At 52.9% G+C, this 18,606-nt stretch carries 16 protein-coding genes and 1 pseudogene; 7 read left to right on the forward strand and 10 right to left on the reverse strand.

Annotated features, from left to right (window positions below; all coding sequences use genetic code 11):
• Positions 1-138: 138 nt before the first annotated feature.
• The gene (locus FGA82_RS16230) at positions 139-504 is read left to right on the forward strand and encodes a histone-like nucleoid-structuring protein, MvaT/MvaU family (protein WP_141127816.1); all 366 of its coding nucleotides are present in this window, start codon (positions 139-141) and stop codon (positions 502-504) included.
• A 103-nt stretch (positions 505-607) separates the two neighbouring features.
• Here FGA82_RS16230 and FGA82_RS16235 read toward each other — a convergent pair whose 3' ends face one another.
• Genes FGA82_RS16235 through FGA82_RS16250 form a run of 4 tightly spaced genes read right to left on the reverse strand, consistent with a single transcriptional unit; the run spans position 608 to position 5,431 of the window.
• Positions 608-1,234 (reverse strand): HNH endonuclease, encoded by a 627-nt coding sequence (locus FGA82_RS16235; RefSeq protein WP_141127817.1) that lies wholly within the window; start codon positions 1,232-1,234, stop codon positions 608-610.
• Positions 1,235-1,237: 3 nt separating this feature from the next.
• On the reverse strand, positions 1,238-1,870 hold the full coding sequence (locus tag FGA82_RS16240) for a hypothetical protein (RefSeq protein WP_141127818.1): 633 nt from the start codon (positions 1,868-1,870) through the stop codon (positions 1,238-1,240).
• Positions 1,867-4,152: a sensor histidine kinase gene (locus FGA82_RS16245; protein ID WP_212760538.1), complete on the reverse strand. Its 2,286-nt coding sequence runs from the start codon at positions 4,150-4,152 to the stop codon at positions 1,867-1,869. The genes FGA82_RS16240 and FGA82_RS16245 overlap by 4 nt, the downstream gene beginning before the upstream one ends.
• Before the next feature lie 7 nt (positions 4,153-4,159).
• Positions 4,160-5,431, reverse strand: coding sequence for an SAM-dependent DNA methyltransferase (locus tag FGA82_RS16250; RefSeq protein ID WP_141127819.1), 1,272 nt, complete (start codon positions 5,429-5,431; stop codon positions 4,160-4,162).
• A gap of 1,337 nt (positions 5,432-6,768) precedes the next feature.
• Between FGA82_RS16250 and FGA82_RS16255 the strand changes: the two genes are divergently transcribed.
• The gene (locus tag FGA82_RS16255) at positions 6,769-7,746 is read left to right on the forward strand and encodes an ATPase (RefSeq protein WP_141127820.1); all 978 of its coding nucleotides are present in this window, start codon (positions 6,769-6,771) and stop codon (positions 7,744-7,746) included.
• A 289-nt stretch (positions 7,747-8,035) separates the two neighbouring features.
• Here FGA82_RS16255 and FGA82_RS16260 read toward each other — a convergent pair whose 3' ends face one another.
• Together FGA82_RS16260 and FGA82_RS16265 are read right to left on the reverse strand one after the other, a co-directional pair.
• A complete protein-coding gene (locus FGA82_RS16260; RefSeq protein WP_141127821.1) occupies positions 8,036-8,662 on the reverse strand; it encodes a hypothetical protein in 627 nt (208 codons plus the stop codon).
• An 82-nt stretch (positions 8,663-8,744) separates the two neighbouring features.
• Positions 8,745-9,785 (reverse strand): DMT family transporter, encoded by a 1,041-nt coding sequence (locus FGA82_RS16265; protein ID WP_141127822.1) that lies wholly within the window; start codon positions 9,783-9,785, stop codon positions 8,745-8,747.
• A 315-nt stretch (positions 9,786-10,100) separates the two neighbouring features.
• Between FGA82_RS16265 and FGA82_RS16270 the strand changes: the two genes are divergently transcribed.
• The 3 genes from FGA82_RS16270 (at position 10,101) to FGA82_RS16280 (ending at position 12,819) form a co-directional block, all read left to right on the forward strand.
• On the forward strand, positions 10,101-10,475 hold the full coding sequence (locus FGA82_RS16270) for a DUF6124 family protein (RefSeq protein ID WP_141127823.1): 375 nt from the start codon (positions 10,101-10,103) through the stop codon (positions 10,473-10,475).
• 248 nt (positions 10,476-10,723) lie between these two features.
• The gene (rimJ, locus tag FGA82_RS16275; RefSeq protein WP_141127824.1) at positions 10,724-11,311 is read left to right on the forward strand and encodes a ribosomal protein S5-alanine N-acetyltransferase; all 588 of its coding nucleotides are present in this window, start codon (positions 10,724-10,726) and stop codon (positions 11,309-11,311) included.
• Positions 11,312-11,379: 68 nt separating this feature from the next.
• On the forward strand, positions 11,380-12,819 hold the full coding sequence (locus tag FGA82_RS16280) for an ArnT family glycosyltransferase (protein ID WP_171057297.1): 1,440 nt from the start codon (positions 11,380-11,382) through the stop codon (positions 12,817-12,819).
• Between the two features lie 63 nt (positions 12,820-12,882).
• Here the strand turns inward: FGA82_RS16280 and FGA82_RS16285 are convergent, their stop codons facing one another.
• On the reverse strand, positions 12,883-13,704 hold the full coding sequence (locus tag FGA82_RS16285; RefSeq protein WP_141127826.1) for a phosphatase PAP2 family protein: 822 nt from the start codon (positions 13,702-13,704) through the stop codon (positions 12,883-12,885).
• Positions 13,701-14,372, reverse strand: coding sequence for a histidine phosphatase family protein (locus FGA82_RS16290; RefSeq protein WP_171057295.1), 672 nt, complete (start codon positions 14,370-14,372; stop codon positions 13,701-13,703). The genes FGA82_RS16285 and FGA82_RS16290 overlap by 4 nt, the downstream gene beginning before the upstream one ends.
• 388 nt (positions 14,373-14,760) lie before the next feature.
• Here FGA82_RS16290 and FGA82_RS32915 point away from each other — a divergent pair.
• A pseudogene (locus tag FGA82_RS32915) lies at positions 14,761-15,687 on the forward strand (methyl-accepting chemotaxis protein); the annotation flags it as partial.
• Between the two features lie 144 nt (positions 15,688-15,831).
• The gene (locus tag FGA82_RS32920) at positions 15,832-16,545 is read left to right on the forward strand and encodes a methyl-accepting chemotaxis protein (protein WP_371042694.1); all 714 of its coding nucleotides are present in this window, start codon (positions 15,832-15,834) and stop codon (positions 16,543-16,545) included.
• Between the two features lie 299 nt (positions 16,546-16,844).
• Here the strand turns inward: FGA82_RS32920 and FGA82_RS16300 are convergent, their stop codons facing one another.
• Positions 16,845-17,093 carry a FitA-like ribbon-helix-helix domain-containing protein gene (locus FGA82_RS16300; protein ID WP_141127829.1) on the reverse strand — a complete coding sequence of 83 codons (249 nt, stop codon included), beginning with the start codon at positions 17,091-17,093 and terminating at the stop codon, positions 16,845-16,847.
• A gap of 76 nt (positions 17,094-17,169) precedes the next feature.
• Positions 17,170-18,543 carry a DUF1329 domain-containing protein gene (locus tag FGA82_RS16305; RefSeq protein ID WP_141127830.1) on the reverse strand — a complete coding sequence of 458 codons (1,374 nt, stop codon included), beginning with the start codon at positions 18,541-18,543 and terminating at the stop codon, positions 17,170-17,172.
• Positions 18,544-18,606: the final 63 nt, after the last annotated feature.

An 18,606-nucleotide genomic window follows, 5' to 3' on the forward strand; every position in this document is an offset into this window, starting at 1 on the left:
AAACGCTGACCATTAACGCGATTAAATCGGAAATGACGCATATTGACAGCCAACTGAATCGTCGAAAATAGTGCCGAACTTGTAACCACCGGGACTATCCTAATAATCACATACAGCAGTCAGAATAAGGAAATAAAAATGTCCAAACTCGCAGAATACCGTCAGCTGGAAAAACACCTCGCCGAGCAGCTCCAGGCACTGGAAGCATTGAAAGGTGATGACGGACTGAAGAAAGAAATCGAGTTCGAAACGAAGCTGCGCAAACTGCTCGATCAGTATGGCTTCAGCCTGAAGCACATCGTCAACCTACTCGATCCGCACTCCACTGCACGGCGCCAATCTGCTGCTCCCGCGGCCAGCACACGTAAACCACGCGAACTCAAGGTCTACAAAAATCCGAATACTGGGGAAGTGATCGAAACCAAAGGTGGAAATCACAAAGCTTTGAAAGAGTGGAAATTAAGATACGGTGTCAATGTCGTCGAGGGATGGTTGCAGAAATAACAAATCGCTTTACCTGAAAAAGGGTCCACGCGGGCCCTTTTTAGATTTTACTTTCACCATACAAGTCGATTGCATAAAAAAACCGATGCAATGACAACCCAAGTCAAACAAGGCTCGCATAGCTTAACATTAGCGCGTTAATTTGCTCGCGCTTAATTGCCACCTGCTCCGGCTTCATTGTCTTGTTCTCCTCGGCAACCTTCACCCTCTTCGCCAGTTCAAGAATACCTTGAAGCAATCGAGTCTTTCTAAATTCAATTTGCCGTTTTCGTCTAACATTCACCCGACTCGGACGATTCAAGTGCATCTTTTTAATCATATAATTAACAGGTCCAGCCAAAGCAACGATACAACCCGAAGTATCAACCCTTAGAAATGTATCCACATCATGGCTAAATCTATCTAAATAACCCACACCACCAACAAACGTAACAGCACCATGATCTTTAGAACAAGGCCAGTCGCTAGTTTTAAGACCATTACACTTTGGACAAGCTAGATAAAGATTAAAAGGATGAGCACTCAAATCAGAAAAGTGTTCTTGAGGACGAAAATGATCAAGGTGCATTTCGTCACCACCCGATTCCTCAACGGTAATATCGCAATACACACATCGAAACTGGCAGTCCTCCGCAACCTTTATATAGTTCTCGCCATAATCCGCGTAAAATTTTTTCCGATTGTTATAGTAATAGTCTTCTTGACGACGAGTTAGCTTAGGAAAAAACATTTGTTATTGCTCATTGTCTATTTTTTTTAACTGACTTTCGATCTCTGCAAGCAAGTCTTCTTGCTTCTTCAACTCAGCCGATGGCACAACAGCCTCAGTTGACAATACGCGTTTAATTCGTAAAAAATCCAATGACTCATATTCTGCTAACTCTTCCTCTGTTAACTCACCGACTATCGACTTCTTCAGCAAAGCATCGAATCTTTCTGATCGCTGACTAACAATGTCGTTAAATGAGTTGATGTGCCGCCTCATTAGAAGAGCGCACTCGCGCTTATAATCATCCTGTTCTATTTTTGTTTTATCAATTATGTATTCGACGGAACCGAACGGAGGTTCAATCAAACCCATCTCACTTGTCAATATATAGAGAGGAAGCTTGCTATCGGAGACTCTTATAGCCTCTACAAGCTGTGACCCCTTATATTCGGTTCCGACCACAACATGTAGTTTTTCGTCTATAACAATCGAAACCACCGCCTCATATCTTTCAATTTTGGCAAGCATGTCTTGAATCGTGACTTCCGGCTCAATTGCAACCACATCATATTCATCACCATATATATCTTGAAGCGTGCCTTTATAGATAGTCCTCGAGCTCTTTTCGTCATCGATAAAAATTACGGTCTCTTTCACTTTAAGCCGCCTCTGCTAGTTGGAATTTTAATTAAAAATTGGGCGCCACCTAAGTCGCTGTGCGCGATAGCTTTGATAGTACCACGCATGTGATCTTCGACATGTGTTTTAACGATAGCGAGCCCCATCCCAGTCCCAACAATATTTCCTCGCATATCACGCTTCCCGCTATTCATAGGCGCGAATATTCGCTCTTCAGAATCCGCCTCGAGACCAATCCCTGAATCTTTATACGATAAGTAAACCTCACCATCAGTTTCCGATAGCTCCACCACAATTTTAGGACTATTTCGGTTAGTACTAGATTCGATCGCCCATATCGAATTTGTCATTAAATTAATGGCAATGCTTTCCCAGTCAATTTCGAAGGCAAATACTTCATACGCGGCATCAACAGTATTTAGATGAATCTCCGTTTTGATATTCATCTTTTCAAGAGTTGCCGAAAAAATACCGAAGACATAACTAAATACGGAGTGAACACAGACTTTTTTTCTCGTACGCTTATCAGGCTTTATATTCTCAATGGCAAATCTGGAAAAGTTATCAACATACTGAGCAGCATCTCTGGCGATTTCCACACACTCAATAGGATCGTCAAGTAGACCATCTTTTTTATCTACTTTCCTCAGGTAGGACAAAGCCCTAGTGGAGCCATTCAATGCCAACCCTGAATGCTGCCTTACTTCATGGCCAAAACTAATCGTCAAAATACCAATAGATGCAAGGTTTGATAACGTATTTTTCTGTTCCTCTAGCTCACTTTTTTCCAATTGCAAAGCCTCGAGATAACGCTGCTCTGCTTGACTTTGCTTTTCTCTAAGAACCTCAAGTTCATTCAGTCTGTAGGCAACCAGCTGCGCGGGAGACTGTTGCTTTTTATGCTTTTTCTTTTTCCGACTTATCGTAGATACAGTCTTCTTGAGCTCTTCAATCGCAGCTTCAACATCTTCATTAGACTTGCTAAGTAGCCTTGCGAGCTCTCCAGACAAATCCGTTTCACTATCATTTATCACGTCTTTGTGAACTAAAACTTCGAGTGTTTCGATCACTTTCAAAAGAAACGTGCGAAGTTGAAAAAAAGCTGTGTTCTCGACGATCCCCTCTCGATTAGCTTGATCATTCAAAATTGCATTGGTTTCGCGAGATATGAGTACGGAGCCAATTATCTGATTAGGACCAATTTTCCATCCCTGCTGAGATACCCCACCAGGACTCGAAACCTTTCTTAAGCCGATATCTAACCAATCTCCCTTTCCGGACGGCTCACCGTATGGCCGCACTCTGAAATGATCTCGGTAGAGTCTTACGCCTTGGTTTAAACGCATAAACTCCCTGAAATTCCTAACCCTTAAATTCAGCTTTGTTAAGCTTGCTGCATCTTGAACCAAGTAATAAAATTCGAACTCGATAGGACCAAATAAAGGTTTCGTGCCAGAGTTTTTAAGCCAACTCTCCCAGGGGATTGGGTCTTGAATTACATCTAATTGCTTTTGATTATTGGTGTAACAAGCCGAAACGAGCCCCTCACTGTCCACGCTTGCACGGACTTTCCAACGAGCGGCGTTTAAAAACTTTTCAGAGCTCAGCCTTTTTTCTCGATGCTCATTGCCTCGAAAGACTTTCAAATTAATTGAAAATTCATTTTCCGCTTGAAATGGGGATATCAGCAGACGAAGTTCATTTTCGAGTGCCTCAAGAAAACTCTCATCCCATTCATCTTTCAGCCCCATAAGCACCATGCGCGTGCCTGACGTTTTTTCGACTGTAAATACGTCTCCGTATTTATCTACAAGCGGCAAATCCACAGCATAAATAGGGTGCTTTATTTCAGACAACGTTTTATTTGTATTTTCAAACTTTCGCCAGTCAATATCCAACTGTATTGCATCATCCATTTCTGGCGTCTTACTATAGAGCACAAGCTTCCTACAAAGACGATCAATCCCTAATCGTCCTAAACCTTTCGCACCAGTAAGAACCCTCCCTTTTCCAGCAGAGCGCTCAATAGTAGCTTTATTGTCAGTACCAATCTTTAACCAATGATCAAATATAGTATCTGGACTCATGCCGACACCATTGTCCTCAATGACCAAAGTCGATACCGAATTTTTTCTTAAATGGAAACTAAGTGTTACTTCATCAGCGTCCGCATCGTAAGCATTCTTTATAAGCTCGGAAATTGCCACGGTGGAGCTAGATATACTCTCGCGTCCTAATTGCAACGTCACACGAGCAGAGAACTCAAAAGGCTTTTCTCCGATTAATTTACGCTTGATCATAAAGCACTCACCATATAGGGATTTCCCTGACCACACCGACAGTCAAATGACGGCAGCGAATCCTTCCGTTTATGAAGGCGTTAGTTTTCGAATCTTTAAGTGTATTTATCAACTTTTTACAGTGCGACACTTTGGAATTTTTAGGTTTCAAGACAATCAGGTGATTCTCGACGGCGACAGGTGTATCACCCAAGACTATAGCCCCTGAAGCTCTGTTTTTATCAGTAGGGCTGGATGTACGCCTTATCACCACAAACGGCGGCTTTATTAATCGACCTTTGAATCTTCTAAACTCGTCGAATTCCCTAATAGTCCCCCAAACGGGAGTGTTCTTAGCATGTATGTATGGAGATAAAGTTCCCTCTTGCGGATCCCGATAAGCCACTAGCGGCCCAATGCAGACATCAAATAAATCTGCGACATATAAAGCGCTTTCCGCATAGTCGTACCAAACAATCGCTTCTGAAGTCGCTTCCTTTAATACGCCGGCAACCAAGAAAACATCCACATCAGTTTTCTCATTAAAGCGACCGGCTATTTGGATATCGCCACTAATTTTCTCTGAAACAAACCTCCTCCACCCTTCATATCGGCTGCCCGCCCTAAGGACATCTGGAAGAATTGCGCTGATCAAGCAGCCGCTGGGAAGGCGACGAATATAATGGTCAAATATCACGCCTGCAGCATTAACCTTCCCAGCTTTCCAATACTCTGACGCAGGAGAATCCCAATTGGAGAACGGCGGATTCATTAATAGATGTGTTACGTCACTCAACTCCTCATCTTCAACGGAAAGCGCGTCAGCGACCTTAATACCGCTAAAACAGAGTAGAGCTTGATCCAAGGAGCAATCCTTTACTACACCTCTATTCACTGCTTCGAGAATCAAACGCAATTTTGTAGCTTCAACGAAAGCGCTATGTATATCAAAGCCTCTCAGGACTTTTCCCCACGAAACTAAGGTATCGGAGAGAAAGTGACACACTGGTAGCTTTCGAGAGCACCCAATTAGAAGGTTACCCGTCCCACATGTCGGATCTAGAACAACAGATCCAAGTGTTATTGGATGACGGAATCCATCAATCGCAAGACCGGTCAGCCTCTGCCCTGTAAAAAAACTTCCAAATTGTCGCATCTCATCGATAGATAAGAATTTTCTTAATACTGAGTCTGCTGTATCAAGATTGATCATTTCTCGAAGCAGATCTTGATCGTACGAATCAATGATAGAGTCAAAAAAACTTGTTAAAGTGACATTATGAGGATTAAATTTATTCATACTTTGCGCTTATAATATCTCGAATAAAAATATCCAAAATTTGTCTATCCTATCATGAATCAATACTCAGTCATAGCGCGATCTTTCGCTAGCAATTAACTATGCACAGCAGCACAATTCAACATAGTTAGAAAGCAATCTAGCGCTCAGCCAGCCTTAGGAAAAATCAATCTCCACTCGTTACATTTAATTAATACTGCATTAATCAAAGCTTCAATTGGTAAACGCCTATTGGGAACTTATTCCCCCCGCATGGACACATTAGCGAGGACGGTCGCTAGCCGAGTTGAGGATGCAATGAAATGAGTTCAAAGAGTACCATTTGCCCAAGTCACTCAAGCTTGAGCGCAAGAGCAGTTACATGTGGTGATTTTTCGGACTGCCAGTTTACGTAATGGCTTATTGACGTGGCATAGTCATTCACACAGGCACAATTCATGGATGTGAAACGACGCCCATCCTAACCAAGACATGAGTGCCACGCGCTATGCCTTGAGCGACAGGCTGGCGGCTGCGCTCAACTCTCAAGACGCGAGCATCTGCAAATAACAGCCGATTTAACGTACCTGAGCCCTCTGGCCTTCGAGAGCTGTTACACCCCCCTGCGCTGTTACATCGCGCGCATAGATATCCCGAGCCAGGTGTTACATGTATTTAAAGCTTTAAAATCAATATGTTAGCCGAACCCGTTACACCCGTAACACCTGTAACACTGCATTAAGTAGGTATCGGAAAACCCCACACCCCAATAAAAGACGCCCCCCAGCGAGAAGATGTCAGAGTAAGCCTGGGGACCCTGAGAGTTAGCCCAACACACGGGGTCGGAAACCCGCGGGACTTTGTTAGCGGACGGGCGCCCAGCTTAGTGAACAGGTGAACAGGTGAACCGGGTGAACACACAGTTCACCAGTGCATTTGCACAGATGATGGGAGGTCGCCGGGGACCCTGAGCGTTTCCGGATGACACGGGGCACAAAACCCGCGCGATCTTGGCAGTGGCTGATTTTTCTACATTGGTTGACAGGTTGACTCGGTTGACAGCCCAAGGTGTCCATAATCATCAACACAAAAGGCCATCGTTACCGATGCGGTAACGATGGCCTTTTTTCAGCAGAATTCTTTCGATTTCAATGCCTGAAATTTCAGTAACTTTGAAATCCTTCCACTAACACAGCCACGCGGGTTTCCGACCCCGTATGCTCTGTAACTCCTCAGGGTCCCCCGCTCGATTTCAGTCCCCCGACCGCTCTAGCACTTCGGCTCTCCCTACGTTAGCCTCGAATAGCAGGCCAAGGAGTGTTGACCCAACGAAGAGCTGTTCAAGGAATGTCAGTCGGATGAAAACAAACAAACGCATCACACGTGCTTACTGTGTCGAGCTCGAAAAGGAGTTGTCTATTGTCGCTGCTCGGCGTGAATACCTCTCTCTAGAACCGCCACGCGCACGCTTCACATTCCTCTGCACTAATGAGGAGTGCAGGACGCTCGATGCCAAGATCACCGGCGTCAACTACGATTTGAATCCCCAAGAAACTACGATACTGCAGGCTGCGCATTTCCGTGCCAATCCGAAGGATGAACACTGTCCAACCTGTGAGTGGATTGAACACGGTTCAAGCGGCGATCTGGACAGAAGCCGTCCAGGGGAAACAGAGGAAGAAGCAAAAGTTCGCCAAGCCAAACGCAAGCTCGACGACTACATCGATATCTTTGATCCAAACCTGAAGGAAAAGAAACCCGGGGGCGACCGTCCGGGCAAGGGAGGTGATGAGATAGATGGAGATGGTGAGGGGAGAGGGGCTCGTAGGACTAGCACTGAATCGAACGACAAGCCTCGGGGCCCCACGAAAACCACCGATCTAGAACGATTGGTGGAAAGTTACAGAAACGCCAAGACCTTACCGTGGGAAGAGTTCAACCTCCTGACGTTGCAGGTTTCGGGATATGGAGTGATCCCTCTCCGCTCGTACTTCCGCCATATTGAAGCAGCAACGATGGGTGAAAACGGCTGTGTCTTGTTCGGTGGGGGCACAGTAAAGCGCTACGGCGAAGGATTCAGCTTCAACTTCATTGATCGGCTGGCGGAAAAACGTGTGTCGCTTTACGTCCCTCCAGATCAAATGAAGGCTTATCGCTTCCGCCGGTACCTGAAAGAGCTGGTCATCCAGGCAGAGGAATTGAGATATGTCACGCTTTACACGCTCGGACATCTCGAGGAAAACCCTAAGGGCAAAGGCATCGACCTGAAGGTGGAAGATCTGAGGCAGATAGCTTTCGTTCTCGGTCCTCCAAAGACCAAAACTGAGACGTCTTAATCTAAGCCGCTCAGGATTTGTATCCCAATTTGTATCCCAAAAAAATTCACCACTGAAAATACTCAATGTTTACAAGGGAGTTTCCAGCGGGTTCAAATGACCCCGGCCCACCAACTCTCAACGACAAAGCCCGCCAAGTGCGGGCTTTGTCGCATCTGGACAACAGCCACGCCGGGCATCCAATACCACAGCCTACAATCGATATGGCTCGATATCCCAGCGATGCGCTGCCCCCCCACAAAAAAGGACGACTGATGTCGTCCTTTTCCATACCTGCACTCCTGACCTATCAATGAACAACGCCAAGCAAATCCGGACGACTCGACTTAAGCATCGCTTCATTGACCTTGCCTTGAATCGAGCAGGTAAACATCCCCTTACTCCCAGCGCTCAACTCTTCCGGAGCCGGTTCAATCAGAAACACGCGCTCGGCACTATCGACCACCAGTTTACCGGCAGTGGCAGCAGGATCTTCCGGCTGCCAGCTGGATTTGCCATGGGACCAGATTTCCGCGCGAGCGTAGAGTCCCTGCGACATGTCCAGGCGTGGGCCGCCCGCTTTTTCCAGTTGAGTGTGAAGTTCGTTCGGCGTCTGTTTGGCGTAGAAGCCCCAACTGATGATGCGCGTCCCCATCAGGTCCATGTCTTCGGCGTAAAAGCCGGTCAACGACATGCCATCGATCTCGACTGGCTTGGCAAACATCCAGCGCTGGCCCATGTCGCTCTTGGTGCCGCCGGACAATTTGATCTGGCCATTTTCGACAGAGCTTGGCACCAGATCCTTGAGCAAAGGTGATTGCACAACGGCCAGTGAGTGATCGTCACAAGCGGCAAACGACGCCACCGGTGAGGGTGCAGCGGCGACGCTGAAAGCAGAAAAGAGGGTCACAAGCGGCAGCAGGAAAAAGGGTTTCATGGAATGACTCAAATGAAAGACTGAAGAAACTGACAAAAAATGATATCACAGTGATATCAACCGACAGACTTCAGACGTTCAATCAATGCCCATGCCGATGATGCACATCCGGAAAATGCGCATGGCTATGACGCATCGGCGTATGCACATGCGGATGACTGTGCGGCTCCGTTCCATCCCAGTCAGCCCCGTGCGTATGCTGGTGGTGCTCGTCGTGTGTGTGGCGATGATCATGCTCAAGCAGTTCGTGCTGATGCTCATGAATATGGTTTTCCATCAAGTGAACCCATACCCCCACGGCCATCAACGCTGCTGCGAGCAGGAACATCAGCGATACCGACTCGCCCAGCAGCAGAATCGAGATTGCTGCGCCCAGAAACGGTGCGGTGGAAAAGTACGCGCCAGTGCGCGCACTGCCCAGCCCGCGCAGGGTGAGGACGAACATCACCAGGCTGACGCCGTAACCGAGAAACCCGACCAGCAGGATCGGCACCAACGAGTCGGCGGCGGGCAGTTGTTTGCCGATGAACAAGGCCAGGCCGCAGTTGACCACCCCCGCCACAAGACCTTTGCTGCCCGCGATAAACAGTGCATCCGAAGCAGAGACCTTACGCGTCAGGTTGTTGTCGATGGCCCAGCAAAAGCAGGCGAAGGCGACGGCCAGCGGGCCTGTCCAGTCTTGCGCCGACACAGCCTCTTGCGGCCAGGACAACACGACACCGCCGGCCACGATGGCGAGCATGCCGATCACGATTCGCCGATCGGCATTTTCTTTGAACACTACCCATGCCAGCAGTGCCGTGAGCACTGATTCCAGATTGAGCATCAGTGACGCGCTCGCGCCGGACGTTCTGGTCAAACCGAACATCAATGCCACCGGCGCCAGTACGCCGCCGAAGCCGATGGCACCAACCAGCCACGGCCATTCGCCGGCTCCGAGTCCGGAATGCTGCCAGCCTCGATCGCGGGCAAAACGCAGGGCGGCCAAACCCAGCCCACTGCCCAGATAGAGCAACCCGGCCAATAGAATCGGCGAAATCTGTACGCCCAGCAGCTTGGCGAGTGGCGTACTGGCGCCAAACAACGCTGCCGCAACCAGCGCGTAGAGCACGCTCACATTCATGACGGAATCACTCGCTCGGGCCGATGAGATATTGGCAACAATCATGGCAAAACTCAGGTGAGAATTATGTGAACCGTTCCGCCCGCTGACCACATGCCTTGAAATGACTTTGCATGATCATCACGAACGCTGTTTGGTTTTATCGCCACGCCCTCGTTCCCACATCGAACGTCCTAGGAAAATTCCCGCAACACGCGTCGACTTTGATGAACTGGTGAACACCTCCTCAGGGCGTTACGCTCCACGACCACTGCCAACCAGCGGACGGTTTGGCAGCCGAAATTGCAGTGAATGTTCACTTCACGGAGCTACGTCATGAAAAAAATCCCACAGCTTTCGCTGGTTGGTTCGGCACCTTCCGAAGCACCCGCTTCCAGCACCCAACCTCAGTCAAACACCACCGCAAGCACCGAGGCGCCCCGTCGGCGGCGCAGCGTCCCGCTCAATCAGCTCATCAGAGTGCGCGACGATGTCGACACACTGACCCTGCTCACCCACGCCAGCGAAATTCTCGATTCCCTCGCGGCCATCAGCGCAAACTTTGCCGATGAGTTCGACGGTTCGAAACGCCATGTGGCGGTGGCCATGAAGCAATTGAGCGCACTGGCCGAGATCCTTATTTGTCGGGCACGGGACAATCTTGATCCGCAGAAACCGCAGAACACTACCGGGCCTGAAACCCGCCATTGACGGGCAAAACCCCGACGCTCGGTTGTGCATCGGACTGCATTGGGGCCGCCCATCGAGATGAATTTTTCTTCACTGCAGCTACGCGGCCAAGCCTTGTACAGTCCGCTCGCTCATTCAAGAAACTACGGTTCGCCCGCGCTCCTGCGGGCTTTTTTTTGCCTGAAACAAAGTCCCTTCTGCGCCACGTCTTGCCGTAACCCCGGTGATTGCGCGACTCTGCGAGCAGATCCCACAAGCCGGAGCGCCCGATGCCGCTGTTGACCCTGCCCTGCCAACGACTGACGCTCGCGATACTGGCTCCGGACCAGGCCGAGCTTGAAAGCGAGTTTTACCGACGCAACCAGCGCCACCTCGCGCCCTGGTCACCGATCCGCACCACCGAATACTTTTCCACCGAGCAGATTCGCCGGCGCCTCGACGTGCAGGCCAGCGCATTCGAGGCCGGGCTGGCCATGCATTTTGCGCTGCTGACCCCGGATGGCCAGCAGATGATCGGCGCCTGCAACTTCAGCGGCATTATTCGCGGTGCCTTTCAGGCGTGTTATTTGGGCTATCACATCGATGAGGCCCAACAGGGTCAGGGCTTGATGCAGGAAGCGCTGGAGGCTGGCATCGCTTACATGTTCGATAACCAGAACCTGCATCGGATCATGGCCAACTACGTTCCCGGCAATGAGCGCAGTGCACGTTTGCTGGAGCGTCTGGGCTTCGAGCTCGAGGGTTACGCCAAGGCGTATCTGAACATTGCCGGGCGCTGGCAGGATCATGTGCTGACAGCGCTGGTCAATCCGCTGTTCGAAACGCCGGAGAAGCGTTGGTCGCGACAACTGGCCTAGCTTCACAATTTGTTCAGGATTGCCGACGTATGCTCAGGCCTCCCGCCCCTTCCGGTTGCCTGAACCCCATGTCGCGTGCCGTCACTTCGCTGTTTCTGCTTGCCGCCCTGCTGTTTTTCTTCGCATTGGGCGGCCATCAATTGCAAGGCTCCACCGAGGCCCGCGTGGCTGGCATCGCCATGGAGATGCATCTGGACGACGACTGGGTGACACCTCGTCTGTTCGGTGAACCGTTTCTGGAAAAACCACCGCTGAGCCTGTGGCTGGATGCTGGCGCGATGCGCGTGTTCGGTGTTTCACCGTGGGCCGTGCGGCTGGCGTCGGCGGTGGCGGGCTTGCTCAGCGTGATGCTGCTGTACGGCATGTTGCGGCGTTTCGAACGACCGAAAATGGTCGCCTGGACCGCAGGCATTCTGCTCGCGACCATGGCCAGTTACTGGAGCAATGTGCGCGGGGTCGGTGAAGATGCGTTGCTCGCCCTCGGCGTGACCACGGCGCTGCTGGCCTTTTTCCAGGCGCAACGGGCGTCAACCGCGGGCAACTCGCTGTTGTTTGTCGTCGGGATCGCCATCGCTACCTTGAGCAAGGGTGTACTGGGGCTGGCCATGCCGGGGGTGGTGATTTTCGCCTATCTGCTGACTGACAATCTGATGGACAAGCGCCTGAAAATCGCCGACTGGCTGCGACCGGGCTTACTGACCCTGGTCGGTTTGATTCCGCTGCTGATCTGGCTCGTCATCCTCTTCCAGCACGGCGGTGCCCAGTCCGTCAAAGAGGTGCTGCTGACCAACAGTGTCGGGCGCTTCAGCGGTTCGTTCGTCGAGGCCGGGCACTACGAACCGTTCTATTACTACCTCGCCAAACTGCCAGAAGCCTTTCTGCCGTGGAACATTCTGGTGTACCTGGGGCTCTGGCATTTCCGTAGCCAATTGAAGGCCAACCGTTACCTGCTGTTTTTCAGCCTGTGGATCGTTGCGCAGTTCGTGATGCTGACGTTGGCGTCGAGCAAGCGCACGGTGTATCTGATGTCGATGACACCGGCCGCTGCGGTGATCGCGGCGGAGTATGTGGGTGTGTTGTTCGAGCGCTTGAAGCAGTACGAATCCGGCAATGGATTCGTAGGCCGAATCGCCCGTCACCGTCAGACATTGGCAGTAACTGTGCTCACGCTGGTGATCGGCAGTTATCTCGCCGCCGCGCAATGGGCACTGCCCCACACCGACAAAAAGCTTTCGTTCCTGCCATTGAGTGCAGAGATTCAGACGCTGCAAACCGCTGGGCATCAAGTCGCGCTGTTTCAGGCCAACGAGCGGGTCGGTGGCGCCACGGTCTTCTATACCCAGCAAGTACTCAAAGGTCTGGATACCGAAGCGCAGTTGCGAGACTTCCTCACCGCGTCGCCATCCCGTGTAGTGGTGATGGCCGGCGACAGTGAACCCGTTGCGCCACTGAAAGTGCTCAAAACCATGCTGGTCGGGCGCCAGACGTATTACTTCGTCGGCTATTGAGACCTGCGCAGCCGCATAAAAAACCCGCCGTGATGGCGGGTTTTTCACTTCATCTGAACAGGCTCAGAGAGAAAGCTCTGGCTGAGCACTGAAAGCTTTCTGCTCAAGCTTGCCCAGCACCGGTAGATCCAGCCGCGCGCGTCCGTAAAACGCCAACGCCGTCAGTAAACAGGCCAGCCAGACGAAGATTCCGGCCCAGAACGTGTGGGACATGTAATGCCAGCCCTGCAGGACGCGGGTTGTGCCGTAAACGAACCCCAACAGCAGCGAACCCCACAAGATTGCACTGGAAAAACGCCATTGATAGCGCCGCGCCACGAAATACAAGGCCAGCATGGTAAAGCCACCCGACGCATGACCACCCGGCCAGCACCGGCCACTACCGGCTTCGTGGAACAGTTGAAAGTTGCTGTACCACTCAACGTGAGCCATTTTGCCGCCGTACAGCGTGGTCTCGATCGGGCAGTAAACGCTGGTGTGGGACTTGAGGAAGTGAATCACCCCGGTGCATACCGCGAATGCGACCACCACAAACAGAAAATCCCTACGGTGATCAGCGGCAAATCGCAGCACCGGCGCGACTTTGCTGCGCTCCAGCATTGCACCGAGTCGCGGACGTTTCTGCGGATTGACCAATGGCCAGACCACCGACAGCAGCGCGCCGATCAGGGCGATTTCCGCCGTCCAGTTCGGAATGATCCGCGCCCATTTGTGGGTGAGCTTTTCAAAAAAGTGGATTTTGTCGAGCGGGAAGGTCTGGGTCAGCGGATCGAACAGCAGGTTGCTGAAGGCGATGTCGATTCTGGTCATGTCGAACATCAGGAACACCAGCATCGCGCAGGCCAATGGAATGCCGAAGTTGTAAGCGTAGAAACGGGATTTCATCGGGTGGTCACCGTGCGCCAGTCGGAGGCGTCAATAAAGCCGAGCATCTTGGGAGCCGCCGGACTGGCAGCGGAAACAAACAATGACGAGCCATAACCCATGTCCGAGGCTGGCACTTTGAGGTCTTTCTCGATTTGCGCCATGCATTCGCTGTGGGTCACCAGGACCAGATTGCGACCGGGAACCTTGTGGGCCAACGCGTCCTGCAACATGCGGCCCCGGCAGTTGATCAGCCAGTCGTCACCGCTGGCGGCATGGTTGAACATGTAGCCGGCGGTCTGCACCGTGCGCATCGACGGGCTGTTATAGATGTCGGCGTTGTTCAGGCCCAGTTGCTCGAACCTTGCACCGACCGCCACCGCGACACCGCGCGAGCGATCGGTGATGCCGTCATTGCCACTCAGGCACGCCGCTTTGGAGTGATCGCAGCGTTCGACATGACGCACCAGCACGATCATCTCGCCCTTTGCCCAACCGGCTGCCAACGCCTGCGCACCGGCGACATTGCCATGCGCGAGATCCGGCACCGCCGCCGGCGCCAGTAACCACAGGGTCAGCGGGATCACCAATACCGATGCCGCCAACACCACCCAGGTGTTGCGAAAACGCGCCACAAAGCTCAGATCGATCGAGCGTTTGACGCCGAACAGACTCAGTCTCAATTCCACAAAAACTGCCTCGCCACTCTGCATCACGGGTTCATTCGATGCGGCGAAGGTACAGAGGCGCGCGTGGGCAGCCAGTGAAACCCATGTGAAAAAAGTCTTGGACGGGCTTGTTACAAATTCTGTCGGACAAAAACCTTTCAGCTCTCGGATTTGCGGCCGATACAAACCTGCTAACACCCTTGCTGGCTCAAAAAAACAACAATCTTCCAGCCTAACCGACGACAAGAAACCCAACGTTTCTGGAGGATTTTTGATGAATAGCTGGTTCGGCAACATCAGCGTGAACATGAAACTGGGCCTGGGCTTCGGCCTGGTGCTGGCCCTGACCTGCGTGCTGGCCCTGACGGGCTGGACCAGCCTCGGTGGCCTGATCGACCGCAGCAACTGGATGAGCGACATCACCCAGCTTAATGCCGGTCTGACCAAACTGCGCGTGGTGCGCCTGCAATACATGCTGACCAATGGCGATGAAACCGCCGCGCAGAATGTGCAGACCACCCTGGAAAGCTTCGCCGCGCAACAACAGAAGCTGATCAATAGCTTCAAGAGCCCGGAAAACGTCAAACTGCTCAAGGAGCAGGCCGCGACCATCGCTGAATACCAGACCTCGCTGAACAAAATGCGCAACGCCTACCGCACCGGCAACAGCGCCCGCGACAGCATGAGCGTGAGTGCCGAGACCGCGTACAACCAGATCGAATCGATCAGCAAACGCGTGCAACAGATGGACATGAGCGAGCAGCGTTTCGAACAGTTCCAGGCGATCACCGCCGCCAAGGAAGCGTTTATCCTCGCGCGTTACGAAGTGCGCGGTTACACCGCCACCACCAACGCCGAAACCGAACAGAAAGCCGTCGGCCAACTGGATATCGCGATCGCCAGCCTCAAACAACTGAACGTGCATTTTGCTGATTCTCAGCAAGACGCCCTGCGTCAGCTGGAAACTGCACTGGTTAACTACCGCAGCGCATTGATGGCCTATAAAAACGCCAACACTGACGCCGTGCAGGCCCGTAAGGAAATGACTGATCAAGGTGCCGCCATCGTCACTACGAGCGAGCAGCTGTATCAGATCCAACTCGACCGTCGCGACATCGAAAGTGCCCAGGCGCGTACCTTCCAACTGATCAGCACCTTGCTGGCATTGCTGGTTGGCGTGATTGCTGCGGTGATCATCACCCGTCAGATCACCCGGCCGCTGCAAGAAACTCTGGCCGTGGTCGAGCGCATCGCCAGCGGCGACCTGACCCAGAACGTCACCGTCACCCGCCGTGACGAACTTGGCGTACTGCAACAAGGCATCGCGCGCATGGGCGTGACCCTGCGTGACTTGATCAGCGGCATCCGCGACGGCGTCACCCAGATCGCCAGCGCTGCTGAAGAACTGTCGGCCGTGACCGAGCAGACCAGCGCCGGTGTGAACAGCCAGAAAATCGAGACCGACCAGGTCGCCACTGCCATGCACGAAATGACTGCCACCGTGCAGGAAGTCGCGCGCAACGCCGAAGAAGCCTCGCAAGCCGCTGCCGCCGCTGACGGCGAAGCCCGTGAAGGCGACAAAGTGGTCAACGAAGCCATCGCGCAGATCGAACGTCTGGCTAGCGAAGTGGTGCGTTCCACCGAAGCGATGAGCGTGCTGCAACAGGAAAGCGACAAGATCGGCAGCGTCATGGACGTGATCAAGGCTGTTGCCGAGCAGACCAACCTGCTGGCCCTCAACGCTGCAATCGAAGCCGCGCGTGCCGGTGAAGCCGGTCGTGGTTTTGCCGTGGTCGCTGATGAAGTTCGTGGCCTGGCTCAGCGTACGCAGAAATCCACCGAGGAAATCGAAGGCCTGGTCGCTGGTCTGCAGAACGGCACCCAGCAAGTCTCGGCGGTAATGAGCAACAGCCGCGCGCTAACCGACAGCAGCGTCGCCCTGACGCGCAAGGCTGGCGCATCGCTGGAAAACATCACCCGTACGGTGTCGAACATTCAGTCGATGAACCAGCAGATCGCTGCTGCTGCCGAACAGCAGAGCGCGGTGGCTGAAGAGATCAGCCGCAGCATCATCAACGTACGCGACGTGTCGGAACAGACCGCTGCGGCGAGTGATGAGACGGCGGCATCGAGTGTTGAACTGGCACGTTTGGGTGGTCAGTTGCAGCAGATGGTCAGCCACTTCCGCGTTTGATCCTGATTTCGCGCTGAAGCTACAACCGAATCGCGAGCAGGCGAAGGCCTACAAGAAATGGTGTTGATCACAGATTATGTGAACGACGCCAATCCCCTGTAGGAGTGAGCCTGCTCGCGATTGCGTCCGCCCCATCACCCCGATGTCCCGGAAAAAACTCCGCCTAATAATGTAGGAGCTGCCGCAGGCTGCGATCTTTTGATCTTCGCTTTTGAACAAATCAGAAGCCAGATCAAAAGATCGCAGCCTTCGGCAGCTCCTACATGAAAGTATTCTTCAGCGCGTGCGCATTTCGAGCATCAGCAATCTGGAAAATCCATAACCCTGTCTTTTTCCTGCCGTGAAGGCAAAGCAAGGTCGATCCCTCCGACCGAGGAAAAGCGCTGGCGAATCCGGCTACCCAAGCCTCCAGCGCTATCCCTTCTAATCAATGCTCGCCCCAGAATCATGCGAGCTTCTTCCTCGATGGAATTTCCGTTCTGGGCCGCGTTAATCCGTAACTGATCCATGAGCGGACCATCAATATTTCGAATTGTGATGCTGGCCATGATGACTCCTGCTATCAACTAAAAATCATTGATCGAGACTAACATCCATCCGCCCAAGAACAGCCAGCGCAATCACTTACCGCGTCCCACGCTGCCGCAACGCCGACGGCATAAAATACGCATCCTCCGGCACCGGTTGTGCGAAATCCACCGTCTCCGCTTCTTCGTTATCAAGGTTCTGCACGTAGTAACGCCGCGCCTGCAAATCATGGAAAACATCCAGCGCACTCCACGTGGTGGGCAGATCGTAGAAGTTCTTCAGATAGGCCATCGACACTCGCCACAACTCCCCTCGCCCATCGTACTGATCGACCAGTGCCGCGCCCCAGCTGTCTTCATCGAGAAACAGCACACGCTTGGAATAGATGTGCCGCGAGCCCGGTTTCAGGTTGCCCTCCACCACCCACACGCGGTGCAGTTCGTAGCGGGTGTATTGCGGGTTGAGGTGGCCGGGGGTGAGCAGTTGCGCGTATTTCACGTTGGGGCTGCCGACTTTGTAGTTGTTGTAGGGGATGTAGATTTCCTGTTTGCCCTTGAGCTTCCAGTCGTAGCGGTCCGGCGAGCCGTTGAACAGGTCGGTGTCGTCGGCGGTGCGCAGGCCATCGGATGAAGCGATCGGCGTGTCGTAGGCGAGGTTCGGGGCGCGGCGCACGCGGCGTTGGCCGGCGTCGTAGATCCAGGCCTGACGTGCATCCTTGAGTTGATCGAGGGTTTCGTGCACGAGTGCTGCGCCACCGGCCAGTCGCGCCGGACTTTTCACGAAGGCGAGGTAGTAGAACAGGATGTTCTTCAGGTCGGCGAACTGGCCGTTCGGGCGGTAGTAGTTGAACAGCGCTTCCTGCTGCGAGGTCACCAGCGCGAAGCTGCCGTTGCGCTGGACTGGCGCTTCGGAGGCGCGGCGCACGACGTAGATGCCGCGATAGCGGGTGATGTGGTTCCACAGCACTTCAACGCCGTCCTTAGGCACGGGGAACGGCACGCCGCCGTAGGCATCGGAGAAACCGCTGCCGCCTTCGAGCAACTTGGCCGAAGTGGCGTTTTTCAAGGTGTTTTCGTACAGCCATTGCGGTGCCGAACCGGAGCGGCGGGATGGGTAGATCGGCATCTGGAAGGTGTCGGGGTAGCTGTTGAACAGAGCGATCTGGCCGGGGCTGAGGTGGGCTTTGTACTGGTCGAGATTGGCTTTGGTGATGGTGAACAGCGGTTTGTCGGCGGCAAATGGATCGGGGTGATGCTGACCCGGTTTATAGCCGGCCGGGGCTTGAGTGATGCCGCCGGTCCATGCGGGAATCGTGCCGGCAGCGTTGCCCGCGCGTTCGGCGCCCATGGGGGTCAGGGTGGTTTTCAGTTGTTCGGCTTGTTGTGGGGTGATGGCTGCCAGGGCGGTGCCTGCGGCCAGGCCTAAAACAAGCCCTAGCGAAGCCTTGGTCAATCTTGAAGTGTGAAACATGATCGATCTCCGAAACGGGAGTGAGGTCTGCAAATCACCGTAAATCCCCTGTAGGAGTGAGCC

Source organism: Pseudomonas fluorescens (assembly GCF_005938625.1).
Lineage (GTDB): Bacteria > Pseudomonadota > Gammaproteobacteria > Pseudomonadales > Pseudomonadaceae > Aquipseudomonas > Aquipseudomonas fluorescens_BD.